Annotated in this window: 13 protein-coding genes; 4 read left to right on the top strand and 9 right to left on the bottom strand. The window is 42.4% G+C overall.

The window, feature by feature from the left end; genetic code table 11:
• Positions 1-21: 21 nt before the first annotated feature.
• Positions 22-768, bottom strand: coding sequence for a Crp/Fnr family transcriptional regulator (locus CRENPOLYSF2_RS01820; protein ID WP_087142262.1), 747 nt, complete (start codon positions 766-768; stop codon positions 22-24).
• A gap of 391 nt (positions 769-1,159) precedes the next feature.
• On the opposite strand from CRENPOLYSF2_RS01820, the gene CRENPOLYSF2_RS01815 reads away from it, so the two are divergent.
• From CRENPOLYSF2_RS01815 to CRENPOLYSF2_RS01800, 4 genes are all read left to right on the top strand, one after another.
• The gene (locus tag CRENPOLYSF2_RS01815) at positions 1,160-1,384 is read left to right on the top strand and encodes a CsbD family protein (RefSeq protein ID WP_087142261.1); all 225 of its coding nucleotides are present in this window, start codon (positions 1,160-1,162) and stop codon (positions 1,382-1,384) included.
• A 146-nt stretch (positions 1,385-1,530) separates the two neighbouring features.
• Positions 1,531-1,785, top strand: a complete 255-nt coding sequence (locus tag CRENPOLYSF2_RS01810) for a CsbD family protein (RefSeq protein ID WP_087142260.1) — start codon at positions 1,531-1,533, stop codon at positions 1,783-1,785.
• 69 nt (positions 1,786-1,854) lie between these two features.
• Complete coding sequence (locus tag CRENPOLYSF2_RS01805; protein ID WP_087142259.1) at positions 1,855-2,106, top strand: hypothetical protein; 252 nt, start codon at positions 1,855-1,857, stop codon at positions 2,104-2,106.
• Positions 2,107-2,588: 482 nt separating this feature from the next.
• Positions 2,589-3,170 (top strand): hypothetical protein, encoded by a 582-nt coding sequence (locus CRENPOLYSF2_RS01800; protein ID WP_087142258.1) that lies wholly within the window; start codon positions 2,589-2,591, stop codon positions 3,168-3,170.
• Between the two features lie 263 nt (positions 3,171-3,433).
• On the opposite strand, the gene CRENPOLYSF2_RS01795 is transcribed toward CRENPOLYSF2_RS01800, so the two are convergent.
• The 8 genes from CRENPOLYSF2_RS01795 to CRENPOLYSF2_RS01760 all read right to left on the bottom strand — a co-directional run bounded on the left by CRENPOLYSF2_RS01795 (position 3,434) and on the right by CRENPOLYSF2_RS01760 (position 14,693).
• The gene (locus tag CRENPOLYSF2_RS01795) at positions 3,434-3,805 is read right to left on the bottom strand and encodes a hypothetical protein (RefSeq protein WP_087142257.1); all 372 of its coding nucleotides are present in this window, start codon (positions 3,803-3,805) and stop codon (positions 3,434-3,436) included.
• 252 nt (positions 3,806-4,057) lie between these two features.
• A complete protein-coding gene (locus CRENPOLYSF2_RS01790; RefSeq protein WP_087142256.1) occupies positions 4,058-5,770 on the bottom strand; it encodes a DUF3131 domain-containing protein in 1,713 nt (570 codons plus the stop codon).
• Positions 5,771-5,849: 79 nt separating this feature from the next.
• Positions 5,850-7,322, bottom strand: coding sequence for a DUF3131 domain-containing protein (locus CRENPOLYSF2_RS01785; RefSeq protein ID WP_217884049.1), 1,473 nt, complete (start codon positions 7,320-7,322; stop codon positions 5,850-5,852).
• On the bottom strand, positions 7,323-7,859 hold the full coding sequence (locus CRENPOLYSF2_RS01780) for a hypothetical protein (protein WP_140396759.1): 537 nt from the start codon (positions 7,857-7,859) through the stop codon (positions 7,323-7,325).
• A 177-nt stretch (positions 7,860-8,036) separates the two neighbouring features.
• On the bottom strand, positions 8,037-9,410 hold the full coding sequence (locus CRENPOLYSF2_RS01775; RefSeq protein WP_087142254.1) for a DUF3131 domain-containing protein: 1,374 nt from the start codon (positions 9,408-9,410) through the stop codon (positions 8,037-8,039).
• A 26-nt stretch (positions 9,411-9,436) separates the two neighbouring features.
• Positions 9,437-11,284, bottom strand: a complete 1,848-nt coding sequence (locus CRENPOLYSF2_RS01770; protein WP_087142253.1) for a glycosyltransferase — start codon at positions 11,282-11,284, stop codon at positions 9,437-9,439.
• 158 nt (positions 11,285-11,442) lie between these two features.
• Entirely contained in the window at positions 11,443-13,755 is a 2,313-nt protein-coding gene (locus CRENPOLYSF2_RS01765) for a glycoside hydrolase family 2 protein (protein ID WP_087142252.1), read from the bottom strand.
• Positions 13,756-14,453: 698 nt separating this feature from the next.
• Positions 14,454-14,693: a hypothetical protein gene (locus CRENPOLYSF2_RS01760; RefSeq protein ID WP_087142251.1), complete on the bottom strand. Its 240-nt coding sequence runs from the start codon at positions 14,691-14,693 to the stop codon at positions 14,454-14,456.
• Positions 14,694-15,154 lie beyond the last annotated feature (461 nt).

Raw genomic sequence — 15,154 nt, 5'->3', positions numbered from 1 at the left:
CTTGGAAATCGGTATGTTAAATTATATGCAAATTCTGGGTAGGGGGGTGCGGAATGTCGGTTCTGCCATTATGCTAGCGTAAATATTTTTATCAACCCGATAGCAGCGACAAGCAATCGCCTCCAAAGCAATAGAATCAAGAACTGTTATGTCACCGCGTTGGTAGCTAATGAGTTTTTTCTGTTGGAGCATTTTCGCGGCTTTAGTGATGCCAACACGGCGCACACCCAGCATATAGGCCAAAAACACATGAGTCACATGGAAGTGGTCTGAGTGTGCCCGATCACGAGTCATTAACAACCAGCGTGCCAAACGCTCTTCCACCAGATGGAAACGGGTACAGGCGGCGGTTTGCGCCAGCTGTTTCATGCACACGTAGAGATAGCGTTTCAACACCCGCTGTAGCGCAGGACTGTGTTCGAGGATGCGTCGAAACGTTAATGTACTGATGCGCAGTGCCGATCCACCACCTTGAATGAGTGCATTAAACGGCGCGATGTCAACATCCAACAGCGTGGTAATGCCCAGCATACCTTCATTACCCACCATACCCACTTCCAGTTTTGCATTGTCATCAATAGCCGTCACCAAGGAAATAAAACCATCGAGTGGAAAATAAACGTGTGCCATGCAATCACCTGCCTGGTAAAGCAGTTTGGAAAAGTTAAGTTCGATGGCATCACAATGCGCGAGTAATTGTTCGCGCTCTTTAAGCGGCAGGGACGCTATGAGGTAATTGCTGGCGAGTACAATTGGGGGGGTAACCATACAGGTCTCCTGTGATCATGAGGGAACTCGACAGCTAATCCAGGATGGCAGTAATCCCCTATCGGAGCTTGCTACGGAGAATGTTCTCATAGTCAGGCTTTATGCTAGCACCGATGTTTTCTGACTTCTGTACGTTAACGCACGTAGTTTGATGGACTGACAAAAAAGGTGCTTTAAAAAACCAACCTCCAACAAGTTGAGCTGTGTGCGGTAGCCAACAGACAAGCTGTTGAAACTGATTTATTTTATGCCCTACGAGATGCGTCCCTGTGCTTTTTTAATTCGCCGCTGCAACAAGCTATCGGCCATAAACCTCGGTATTTGGACGGCTCGTGTCCGTTATCGATCACGATACTGATTGCCATACCACCCTTGAATGAGAGCCATAACAATGAACAACCATCAAAGTAACAGCAACTGGCAACAGTTTAAAAACAATCTGATAGATCAATGGCGCTGGCTGACTCATGCCCAGCTGGATTTAATCGGCGACAACCAGAATTACTTTACCGGCAAACCGCATAAAAATAGCTACGTGACTGACATTGTTGAAGCTGAAAAACGTTTATCCGATTGGCAAAAAGGTCAGCGAGACAAAATGCGCAACCAAAAATAACGTGCTGTGTGCGGTAACAGACGGACGAGTAATAAAAATCACCTTATGCTTAAAACCGAGAGGTAGGCGCAGCGCTGTTAATGGTGTGTACCGCTGTTGCTTATATCTACGACCCGCCAAATAATGCAAAAATAGGATGAATACAGATGAACTGGGATCAAATTGAAGGCAATTGGAAACAATTTAAGGGTAACGCCAAACAGCAATGGGGTAAGCTAACCGACAATCAGTTGGACATTATTGCTGGCAAACGCGACCAGCTTGCTGGCACGATTCAGGAATTATATGGCGTTACCAAATACGATGCAGAGCAACAGTTGAACGAATGGGAAGCCCTGCAAAAGTCGGGTTCATGTTGTTGCAATAAAGATGCCTCTACGCCAACAAAGGGGTGCAGTTAACATACCGAATTATGCTTAACGGGGCAGCGCCGTTTCGCTGTGTATAGTAAATGATAAGGTCATCATAAAATGAATAAAATATTAGTAGCCATACTGGTTATTTGTGCTTTGCCTGCGGTAGCCAGCGCTGAAATGAAGATGCAAAATTCCAATCCTTCACCTGCTGTAGTCCCTGAGCATGTGACGCAAAACAGCGATCCTTCGCCCGATCCCGTGCCAGAACATGTGATGCAAAACAGTAATCCCGCGCCTGCATCGGCAAGTGCTGGCACGACAGAAAAAGAGCCTGTAGATATTCAGCATTTAATGAATAAAAAATAAACAATGTTTGCTGAAAATGTTGTTCAGCTGACTAAAACAAATTGGTTAACTGTCAAAGTAATAACGTTTAAAAGGCTATCCCCAAGCTGTTCATAATGAGCTTATTTAACACGAACATCCAGTGGATAGCCTGTATTTAATAATAGAGGCGTGAAATATCAGACACAGAGAAATTACCTACACCATTATCGATATGGTTTCATAGCCTTTAATAGGCAAGGCTGGTAGGGGTATTTCTGAGCTGAAGATTGACAATAACTTTAATCAGCAAATAAGCTAAATCTTAATATAAAAATAACAGAGCAACTATTTGTACCCTACTCAGTAATTCTTGTTTAGGAACGCGCACGAAATAACTTAAGCAAGTTCATGCTTCGACAGGCTCAGCACGAACGGTGGTAGCGTTTAAGTTGTTCAAGTTATTTCATGCACGTTCCTTAGTAGGATAGACGAAAATACCTTAAGCTCTAACAGGAAAAATCATGAAACATTTAAGACCCAGCGCAGTAGTGCTTGCTATCGGCTTTACGCTGAGTGTTGGCGTAATGGCTGAAACCATTACAAAAAAACAATACAAGTCGTTACAGAGTAATCTTGGCACACAATACAAAGTCGCCAAAGTACGATGTAAGAAAATGAAAGGTCATGACAAAAAAATATGTCTGGCAACCATAAAAGGTAAAAAGAAAGTAGTTAAAGCCCAGCTTGACGATACCTACAACCCCAACGCACAGACCTGGTACAAAGAGCGTATAGCTAAAGCCGAAGCGACTTATGCGGTTGCCATTCAGGTCTGCGACACTAAAATTGGTAACGACAAGGAAGTGTGCATAAAAGAAGCCAAAGCAGCCCAAACTCAAGAAGAATCTTATGCTAAAGCCCAGTTAAAGACCTCAAAAGCCGATGCGACAGCAATCGAAAAATCATCTGCTGCACATAAAGATGCAGAAACAGATACCCGCGATGCTAACTATGCGGTCGCTAAACAAAAGTGCGAAGCTTTGGACGGTGATGCTGAAGATTTATGCCTAAAAAATGCAAAAATCGAATTCGGCGAACCATAAATAGCAACTATAGTGAATTTCAGCTTCAGAACAACACGTTAAGATGGTAACCGAATGGGGTTACCCCACTTAAGGCGGGACAGTTTCAGGTTAAGCCGTTCGTGGTGAGCTTGTCGAACCATGAACAACAGCCTTCGACAAGCTCAGGCCGAACGGTAGTGTTGTAGTTTATTGTCCCGTCTTAAGTGGATAGCCGCGAATGGTGGATTGCTAGCGCGAATCCACCTTATCAAGTTATCAGCTATGTACATTCAAGTCCAGTTCTATTGAATAGTCACATTTTTTGGTTTCCGACAATCAAAGGCTCTGCACCCATAAACAGTGCCACTTGTATCCCCAGAGCCAAATGTAATATTTAGCAATCTTCCAGAGGTAAGTGCTGTGTTTCCTAAGTTTACAAACTGTGTTGCATAAGCGGCACCTTTTACTGTCGCACTCATTGGTAGTGCATAGAAAAATATTTTATCAACACCATCAAAAATTCCGGTGACACACCTTACGTGAACCCGATCAATTCCGGTAGCCCCGAAATTGGCAATTAAGACCTCATTTACTCTACATGTCCTTGTTACATCTGCTGCCATAACTTGGCTGCCAAATAAAGTAAACAGACAAAAACAAATAAATTTATACATAAATCCCCCGCTAATTTGGTAATGAAACGCTACCCGGCATGTAAAAAAACTACCGCTTCTAAATAACTTCAATGTTAAGTTTATTTGGAAAAAATACGTAACATGGAACACCGAAGTTGGGTTAAGTCTAAAGTTATTTAAGTCTGCCGTCTGTGAATTATTTCACACATTTTTTGTGAAATAGTTCATATCTGTGTAGTGTTAAAATATGCTACCGTGACGAAATTCACATGGTGGAATAGTGGAATCTGTTTAAAATGCCCAACTCCAGGACAATGAAATCGCACCATTTTCTATAAAATTAAAACGATCGCCTTGGATTGAATCAAAAATTGGATTACTGCCCCAATTATCGTAGGTCAGAGAAAAAGTAAACGGATGCCAATCGGAGTAACCAAAACCGTAAGACCAATTCAGGCCGCCTGGATTGGTTAATGGCGCTGATAAGCCTGCACGCACAAACCAGTGTTCGATAGGCGACCAAACCCAGGTTGTTGAAATACTGGGCTCCCCCGAAAAAGGCACATTAATAGCCGCTGAACCGCTGAGATGATAAGGTTTTAAAAATTCCGCTTTAAATTTATAACCGAAATTAGCGACAGCACCGCTGAAAGGTGATCCATTACCAGGAATAGGCCCCCAATTATTGATTTGCGCCGAAAAAGTACCCGGATGCCAATCATCGTAGCCTATGCCCCAAGAATAGCTGAACTTACCGGAGTCGGGCAGATAGTTATAATTAATACCGCCCCGCACAAAAAAATAGGAAAAAGGTTTCCAGCTTCCGTTGGCTCCTAATGACATTGCACCGGTCAGTTTGGCACGATGATAAAAATTACCCGCAACACCTAAACCATTTTCTGGCGGCAAGGGCAAAGGGGCACCGGCAGTAGAATTACCGAAGGGCATTGCCGCCGATATAACGGGAGTTTCTCCTTGGCTGGGTTGCGTATATTTTTTAAATGACAAGCCCATAATAATTTTTTCATTAGGTGCTGGAGTTACTATTTTCTTTATAGGTTGTTTTGATTTTAATTTCGACGGTGGCCTCGACCTCATTTTTTTTACTATTTTTGGTAGGGGAATAACACTGTCAATGTGTTTGGATAACGTATCTCTTTCAAGAACAATTCTTTGAGGCTCCGGTTTAACAACAGAAGTTTCTGCTTGTTCGTTTAAATTATTTTCAATAAATCTAACATTTTTTTTATGGATCACTTTGTTTCTTAGTAAGCGGGAGACTGTGTTCGTGGATTTTTTTGTAGGCATTGGGCTACACTGTTGTTGCCAAAAAAAAGGATATTTTTTTCCAGGCTCCAAAGCTGGCATTAAATGCAAAGTACCGCCATAAGGGTTGCCATGTGCTTCATTTTGTAATGTATCAATATCTGGATGGGGGAAACATTGTTTCTCAGTAAGTCGGTACAATAGATCCTGATAAGCTCTTGGATAAAGCGGCACTAACTTGAGTATGTCCGGCACATGGCGACTATTGGCATGTTTTGTAAAGCCCCAAATCTCAAAACCTTGTTTGTTGGCAGGAAAAGGGCCGATGGCTTCTCGCTTGATAATACCTTCTTGCTTGGAGGCTAAGAGATCGGCCAAATCACCGTCATTGATGAGTTCGCAATAATTCCACAGCAAGGTAATTTGTTCTACGGTTTCCTGTAATTTTGGATAACGCTGTGTCGTTTCATAAAGAACGCGCAATAAAATATCAGCTGTTGCTGCATAAAGCTCACTGCTTTGTGTATTTGTAAGGTCTTCGCTGGGAATACCAAAAGGTTCGATAGGTAATTTAGCCAGTTTCGCTAACAGTGCTATAGCATCTTGTTCTGATTTTACACAGTGTAAATCCTGAGCTATTTTTAATAACGGTGATTGCTCAGCATTAACTTGCGTAACCGTAGCCAGTGTAATAAAAAACAGCAGGCACGCCAGCAACCCCTGTGCCGATTGAGTCATGGAGCCTGGTTTGAGTCGTGCTGTCTGTCTATTGACCGTAACAGGGTTGGGCGTTTTGGTTTTGAATTCAGGGACATTGTTACGGCGTTAACTTTAAACTTTTACCTGCCTTGTTTAATACTCGGTTCAAAGGGCCGTATTTTTTATATAACAGTGCTGTCAGAATGACACCGTTCGTGTTGCTGGTGATAACATCGTTATAGCCCAGACCTTTTTCATAGATGCCCGAATACCAGCCTACCTCAGGATCATAGGCACTACTAATAGCATTGAGCAATTCTTCGCTATAAGCATCATCAGGATAAAGATAAGCCAAGGTGACCGCCGCTTTGGTAGATAGACTTTTTAAATCTTCCATATCTTTGCCGGTATCGGTAATGGCATTCCAGGGCGATCCTGCTGCGAATATGGTGTTATAGACGAATCTGGGTTTACGATCGAGATTGTCCTCAGAAACAGCGGTCACTAATCCGGTTTTTTGCCAGCGCCGTTTTTGCACTTCAAAGATATTATCAGTCAGCGTTCTGTTCTCCTCGTCAAACCCGTGTTCAAAAACATCCATGACATAAGATTCGGTAACAACGTAATTATAGGCGCCGTATTTGCGGGGATCACGATTATCGTAAGCGATAGGGACATCGTTAATATTAACGGTGGCTTTGTACTCATTATTGTAGGTCGCTGAAATTTTCTGATCGAAACCCAGCATCTTGAAGACCTTGCCAGCATACTGTTCATAACCCAAACGGCCTTCTTGCAACACGCGAATTTCTTTGGTGACAGAATCCAGCGCTAAACCGTACATTTGTCCCTCTTTAATCAGTTCTTTTAAATCCCAGCGCAGCATAATATTACGGGCTGACAGCGCATGTTTAGGGTGCGTGCCCGCAAGAATATTTAACCAGGAAGCAAGGCGTGCCAAATCTAACGCAGAAACACCGATACCCACATCAGAGGCCTGGTTTTTATAGTTCACCATGCTACCTGTGGTGGTGTCATACACTTTATTCGGGGCTTTATTGGCGAACAGTTTGAGTTCATAAAGCGTCGCCATCATAGTCATGACGCGGTCATCAAATTCCTTTTCATTAATAAATCCCAGATCGTAGGCAGCAATCGTTGCCCCTAAGCTTGAACCGGTATCCCACATGGTGGTTGAAGGATATTTATCGACGGCATTGATCAACCCTGTGGCTTTTTGGTAATTTTTTTCAAAGAACTTCCAGGCAATTCTGGCTTTTTCTATATCCGCATCATTCAATGTATGAATGGGATGTAAGTAGGCTTGAACCGATTTTTGATACACGGGAGTCAATAAGGGCATTGAATTGTTATAAACCAGGGCGTTACCGGCACGGTTTGATGCAGGTTCTTTAGGCCAAAAGATAATCGCTACAGCAACGGCTACGCCTAATAAGCCTGCAATAGCCATTGAAAAAATACCACGATTTAATGGCATCGGTGCGATAAAGTTACCTAACCCTTTGGATACTGCAAACGGCGCTTTGTTGGTTTCATTATCATTTTTATCATTGCTGTTTTGCATAGTCATTTAAGAATGGCCGTCTAATTTTTGTAAAATCGTTTTTACCGCCGTTGATATCTTCAAAGAATCAGCGGTTTTATCGCCTTTTTTCCATTGGCTGATAATGACATCGATAGGTGTCATCAATGCGCGTAAAGCATCCTGGTCGGACGTTAAAACATCTCCCGCTTGCCACAGCGCTTGTTTGCTAGCTTTAAGGCTATCCACCGCTATGGTCAGGTCGCCTTGTTTATGCTTGGCTTCGGCCTCGGTCAGTTTTGCAAAACCACTACGTAAAGCTTCGATAGCCGCTTTACGTTTGTCATCTTGAGACGGTTTTGGTACGCTGACTCCACTTTTATTGCCACTCAGTGCTTTAACATCGGCCTGCAAGGCTTCCAGCAAGGTATTTTGCTGGGTGAGCTGTTCCTGCAACGTCTTGAGGCTTTCTTGTGACATCGCAAGATCTTGGCTTATCATCGGGAGATGCTTGCCCATAACGATAACGAGATAGCTTGTTAAAACCACGGTTGTAACAAGTATGGTTCCGTACCAAATTTTCATAATTTAAAATCAGTCAGAAGGTAACTTTTTAATTAAAGATCACAGTAAAAACAAGCAACAGTGATAGTTGATAAACCGACTGGGTACTCACGACTTTCCTCACGTTGTTAAGTGAATTAAGCGATGATGCAACGGCATTTTGTCTACTGGGTTTTAATAATGACTATAGTTTATGTACTAAGATTTACCGGTTTTTTTGCTGGATTTTTCTTCCGTGACAACGTCAGGGTAGATTGCCAATAGGCGGCCAAATTTTTTAAAACACAAGGCTTCCAGAATAATGGCATTGGTATTGGCAGTCAGTGCTATATTCGGTTTTTTCAACACTTCGTAGTAGCCTGAATACCAGCCTTTGGCAGGATCATAGAGCTGTTTTACTGCACCGAGCAAGGTGTCCCGATAAGGGGTTTGATACAGAATGCTCCAACCAATAGCGGCTTTAGTGCTGATGGTTTTAAACTGAGAGGCATCCTCACCTTTTTCGGTGATGGTATTCCAGGCTTTACCGTCCGTATAAACCGTGTTGTAGACAAAATACGGATCATCTTTGATGTTGTCTTCGCTGACGGCAGTTACCTGTCCAGTGTCTTTAAAACGGGCTTCTTGTGCCTTAAAAATACGATAGGCAAATTCTTTAGACGTGTAATCCCAACCGTACTCTAAACCATCCAGAATATAAGATTCACTGACGACATAATTATGCGCATTAAATTTTTCAGGATCGCGTTTGTCGATAGGAATATCAATGCCATAAATATCGACATAGCTTAAGTAATCTTTGTAGTTGCTGGACTTGCTGACATCCATACCCAGCAGGTTAAATGATTTTGCACTGTACTCTTCATAACCCAAGCGTCCTTCCTGAACATACTGGGTTTTATTAGTCGCCGTATCCACGGTTGCACCGTGCAGCTCACCATTGATCAACAGTTTATCTAATTGCCATTGTTTAATAATAGCTCTGACTTCTGGCATAAACTTAGGATAATTCCAGGTGATAATATTCAATGGCACCAGGACACGTCCCACGTCAATCGCCGACCAACCTACGCCGCGCTCAGAGACATTGTTTTTATAATCGACCATTTGCAAGGTGATGGTATTGTAGGACTTGTTAGGCAACTGCCCGTCGAACAATGGTAGTTTGGCTAAACTTTGCAACGCCTTGCCCAATTTTTCATCAAATTCTGTGTTATCGATCAGTTGTAAGCGTTGTGCAGCAATCAAGGCCATCAAATACGATGCCGTATCCCACATGGAAGCGGCCGGGTATTCATCCACGGAATTGACCAATCCCGTTTTTGGCTGATAGTTATTGCGGAAATACGTCCAGGCAATTTTGCCCCATTGCAGCTCTTCGGGTGTTAAATCCCCCTGTAACGGTTTTGGAATATCTTTGGATACCACAATATCAATCTGGTTAGTTATTGGTTTTTGTGTGGCTTGCAGATCAAGATTATCCAGGTAAAAAACCAGTCCAAACGAGGCAAAAAGCCCAAGTATAAAAATAATATGGCTGCGGGCATTGATAAGGCCCTGGGTAAATGTCATGGTTGTTCCTTATTGATAAGACATGGTTATTCGACATCGCTATCGTCAGGCTGCCAGAAGGCCGCTAATACCAAGCCACTCATCGCCAAAACATTATTGATTCCCCAAAAAATATTGGTTAACAAGCCATTAAGATTAGTAAAGCTGCCTTGGTGGTAACCGTATCCGGCATACAGCAGCCCTGCTATCGTTAATACAATAACCAAAAACTGGGGGATAACGAGGTGAAAGAAATTGCCTTCCTGACGATCTTTAGGTGTCGTTGGAAATTTGATCTGTTTTTTACGGAACACCGTCCACAACGCCTGTAAGTTGACAGGAAAAAAAGACAGATAAGAAGCTTTGGATTTAAAGCCAGCAATACCCCAAGTGCCCAGCATGGTAGCCAGTTCATTTAAAACCAGAAACGGAAAAATATGTTTATAGAATTCACCGGAATAGCTGGATACCGGCGAAACTTGAGTAAATAGATAAATGGCGGGCGATAGCAGAAATATTATGTTCCAGACACCCCCAAAGTAAGACCAAAACGTCGAGCCATACATCAACTTTTGTTTCCAGTTAAGGCCAGGGCGAAATACCGGATTATCGTTTAGGCAAATATCCAAAGAACCACCGGCATACTTAAAACGTTGTACTGTCCAGGTTTGCAAATCTTGGGGCGATAACATTTTGCATTCAATACCTGGATGTAACACAGACTTCCATTCGCTGCCGTGATCCGAGTGCAAAACGATAGAGGTGTAAATATCCTCCGACACATGAAATTTATAAGGGGTCATTTCAATTTCATGAATAATTTGCGAGGTGACAGCTTCCCTTAAGCGATCGTTTAAACGACTCTCCGCATCTTTTTTCTCCAGTTTTTTAGCGGCTTTGGCTAACACTTTGGAAATGTCTGGCATGATCTCATCAAGCACTGTATCAATACTGCGTGAATAGGCTTTGAGTGCCGCTTCCATAACCGCATCACGTCGATGGATAGAGCCCGCCCCACAGCAAAATGAGGCATTAGCCCAGTTGCGTCGGCGTTGAATAACGTCGTAAAACATTTGTGGGTCATTTACAAACGGGTCTTTGCCAACCATGACCGGACCACAACATTTTTCAACAAGCCATCCCAAGGCAAATCCTGGATACCACAGATATTTTTTCATGACAACGCGCAGTGGCTTGCCTTCGGGCAAATCAAAAAACCACTGTGGCGTTTGCACCCAGGCGACTTTAGGATCACGAAAATAACCCAAGGTATTAAGCAAAAAAGTCTGAAATATCCGTGTGTCCGCATCACAAATAACAATAAAATCGCCCGATGTTTGTTCCATCGCGTTGCGAAGATTACCGGCTTTGAAACCTTGGTTGTTAGTACGGGTGATGTAGTTAACCCCTAACTCGGCAGCCAGTGCCTGCATGGTTTTACGCTTGCCATCATCAAGTACATGAATGTTGATCTGGATGGGGTGCGGGTATTGCAAACGTTGTCCATCCAGCACACTGAGGCGCACCAAATCTTCTTCTTCATTGTAAGTGGGGTAAAAAACATCTACCGAGATAGGCCGGTCATGACTTAAAGGCATCTCCAGTGTTTCAGATAAACTGGTCGGTGGCGGTTGTTGTGGGTAGTCTTTGGTTTTCCACAAATTGGCAGTAAACAGCACCAAACCGATGTAGGCAAAAGTCTCTGCCAGAACCAAAGGTATGGCAAACCACAAGGCTTGATAGTTGAGCGAATAATTCCAGCGCCACCAAATATACCAGGCACCCATCGCTAACGTCATGGTCGCTACAAACTGGTACAGCAGCTCGCGTCTAGCTGAATAGACCAGTGGCTCAGGGGGCTTACGATTTTCAAATTTATCAAAATAAAACGACATGGTGAGCTTACCTTTGAAGTCAATAAATTTAGGTGAGTTATAATATTTACCCTTCCTAATACTAGAAATTTTGATGTTGGGTTAATTAATTGAATCCACCTTTAATGCTTAATGGAAATTTCTAATAATTTAAATTCAGATAATTTTCGATTTAGAAGTTATTTAAATTTATCAGCCGTAAGTTTTGAGACAGTAGTTTTTAGAGGTTCGCTTATATCAAACTCATGTGAATTAAAACCCAGAGTATTGCCTTGGTTATCTGAAAGGGTATAAAAAAATTGATAATGACCCGCTGCAAGATGGTTCCAGTTTATGATCTTTATCTCTCTGCCACTGTCAGCGTTTAAATCTATAGTCAAGGTATGGTGTTCAAGTAGCTTTTCTCCGTTTCTTAAACTATAAGTAACTTGCGCATTTTGATAGGATTGGGGCAAATCATTAATGGCCCACAACTTAAGACTCACCGTTTCGCCGTATTTATAATTTTCCTGTTTCCACTCAATGCTGGGTAATATGGGTTGGTAAGCTTGCTTTAGAGCGTAGTAACCCGATTTTGGCGAACGCCAGTAATCAATAACGCCCCAATTCATGGAAGGCCAGTCTTCAACAAACATAAATTGAAAAATACCGCTCACGGGTTGATAGCGTTGGCGACGTAAAGATTCAGCGGCCAATTTAATCAATTTAGATTGATATGTTTGCGTATTTTTGATGAACTCAGTGGAGGTATTACCCATTGAAATATTTGCAACTTTAAAAACATTTTTCTTTTGAAAATTATGGTAATCCCACACCGCCCATTGCTTGTCAGTGGTAGGCCAAATATCCTTAGCACTGATTATTTTTCTTAAATTAAATAAATGAGGCAGTGCCTGAGCTCCGTATTCGGCGACCAAACTAACTTTAGATGGCTGAGTGTAGTCATGCCAATCCCCGCTATACCAGCCTAACCACGGATGTTCGGCAGAAGCAGAAAAAGGATGCACGTAGCGGGTAGGATCTAGGGGAGAGATAGCCTGATAAAGCTTGGTGGTCAGGGCTTTATTTTGCAGTTTGTTATATTTTTTATATTTATACTGCATCCACTCAGCTTCCCAGGCGGGTTCATTGATCAAGCTCCAGGCAATGATGGAGGGATGATTGAACAAGCTATTTACCATATCTCGCGCTTGACGAATGGCATTTTTATGAAATGCGTCGTCGTCCGTATATCCCCACTGTAATGGAAAATCTTGCCAGTTCAATAAACCCGATTCATCGCAAAGCCGATAATAATCCTCTGCTGTGACGTGCGCATGTACCCGAACAATATTAATATTAGCCGTTTTCATTAAAGCAATATCCTGAGCAAAGCGTTCATTCGTCATCTCACTCAACCATTGCGTCGCTATATAGTTAGTGCCGCGCAAAAACATTCGTCTGCCATTAATACGCCATTCATTATGGGCTTTGTCATAACGCACATCACGAAAACCAAAAGTGACCGTCTTGGTGTCAATCACTTTATTTTTAGCAAACACTTTAATGTCTAGCGTATAAAGATTAGGTTTACCTTGATCCCAAGACCACCACAGTGCGGGTTTCTTTATTGCAATAGGAATATGCAGACCATTAAAACCGGACTTGAGTTCTTGAAAAATTTCTTTTGATATGCTCTGTGTAGCTGCGAAATTATAGGGTTTTAAAGTGAGCTGGATTTTGACCGGCATTGCTGTAGCCTGTTGCAGACCGATATGCAATTGCACGTCAGCATTGGCCGAATGTTTATCCAGATTGAGCTGTGGCGTTACTTTAACCTGTTCTATCACGGCCACTTCGTGAATTTCCAGTTCAACTGGTGCCCATATACCGCCGGTGTTTTTTTCTTGCGCCCGAACTGACCAAGCCCCCCCTGGACGAGTATCGTGATGGCCAAAAATACCCTTAATATATTTTTTATGTAGCGACCAATCTTCGCCCATTTTTTCTAATGGGCTATTTACCTTAACCATAAGCTGGTTTTCTTTGCCGAAAATCACAGCTTTTGTAATATCGAAATTAAAAGACTGAAAATAGCCTTCATGAAAACCGATATATTTGCCATTGAGCCACACTTCGGTTGTATAATCTACTCCAGAAAATTTAAGGGAAATATGTTTATTTGCATATTGGCTGGGAAGTGTAAAGTTTTTGCTATACCAGGCTATACCATTAATATCGTGTCCTTCAAGATACCAATTTGCCGGTACATTAATATTTTCCCAATGGCCAACATTATTTTTTGACGTATCTGCTACAGAGCTTTTCAAATCGCCCGTCTTAAATTGCCATGTTCCAGAAAGAGGAATAACAATTCTTGCAGAACTTATGTTGTCTTGAATCGAAGGTGTTTTTACTGTTTCGGCAACACAAATTAAAGGAGCTGTCACAATAAACGTCAATAACAGACCGTAGCGATAAACTTTAAATATGGAGGAGTCGAAACTATTCATGGGTATTGGAAAGCGATTTTAATTGCGAGTATTAACTTTATAAAACTGCGACCTATGCTTTACAATTCTATTAAGACAATAATAGTTGATTATTGAAATTAATCCTTTCCATGAGCTGTTTTTAATAAAATAAATATTCTTTGTAAATATTTCCACCCTCCCAGCTGGAGATATCCGCACAGCATAGAATCCCCAAAGTTGCCAGCTCAGGAACCCATACTGGTACTTAGTCAATCTTGATATGTCGGGTATGTTTTTGACCGATGTGAGACCAGACCTACGAGGTTTTTAAAACCTCGTAGGTCTTTGCAACACTCGATAAAATGAAGTTACAGCGTTTTCAACTTAGGACAGTTACAGCCACCGTTCGTGCTGAGCTTGTCGAAGCATGAACGGCACACTTCGACAAGCTCAGTGCGAACGGTTACGCTGTAACTATTGAACTGTGAAAACGCTGTAACTCACTGCTAGAAATAGCAAAAAAATCCATAACAAACGATTACGCATTATTGTCGCGCCTTACGAAAATAAGAATTATCCTTTCCCAATATTTTGGTAGTAAGGAAAAAATAATGCGATTTTATGGACATCCGAGGATTCAAATGACAACAGGAGGGTCGATTCAACCCTGTTATCGACGATTAGATTGTAACTCGCCTAAAACACCTTAGCGACTTGATGAAACTCTGTACGATCTATTATTTTGTTGGCTCTGCCGGTGGCGTGACGATTACAGTGGTGCTTTCTCCAGAAGTGCCGGTCTCGCCTTTAGCGCCAGCTTTACCTTGGCTGCCTTGAACACCTTCGTTACCGGTTGCGCCTTTAGCACCGGCAGGCCCCGCAGGACCTGCTGGCGCGTTGATTACGGTAGGTTTATTGTCGCAAGCAGTAAGAACAAATGTGGCTAGCAGGGCTGATATTAATAGGGAACGGTTCATGATAAATCCTCTTAGTAAGTGGCGTGTGGCGCGGAGTTGTTCAGTTGTCCGCAAAAAACTGGAACCATTTAAAATGTGGCCACCAGTGAACTGACAGCGTAGGTGTTTACCGTGCTTCGGTCTGTGCGCTGTCGCACATAAACCAGTTTTCTTAGCGCCTAGTAGTCAGTCAACTTTATTCTGTCGGGTGTTACAAAGACCTACGAGGTTTTAAAAACCTCGTAGGTCTCACGCTGGTCAAAAATATACCCGACATATCAAGATTGACTGAGTACTAGTACTTAGTCACTCTTTAAGTGTCGGATAAAGCTTTTTCAATTTTATCCGAGCATCTTCATTAGTAAACCGCCATTCCATAGGTTGAGCAAGGGCGTTTCTTTTTTCTTGCCATGCTGCAATTTCCTTTTTTAACGTATCTTGGTCTGGAATGCGTTGATCCACACACTGACGCGACAGGATGC

The organism is Crenothrix polyspora, assembly GCF_900163755.1.
Taxonomy (GTDB): domain Bacteria; phylum Pseudomonadota; class Gammaproteobacteria; order Methylococcales; family Methylomonadaceae; genus Crenothrix; species Crenothrix polyspora.
Note: the sequence above shows the minus strand (reverse complement) of the source record. Positions and strands in the feature narration are given on the sequence as shown.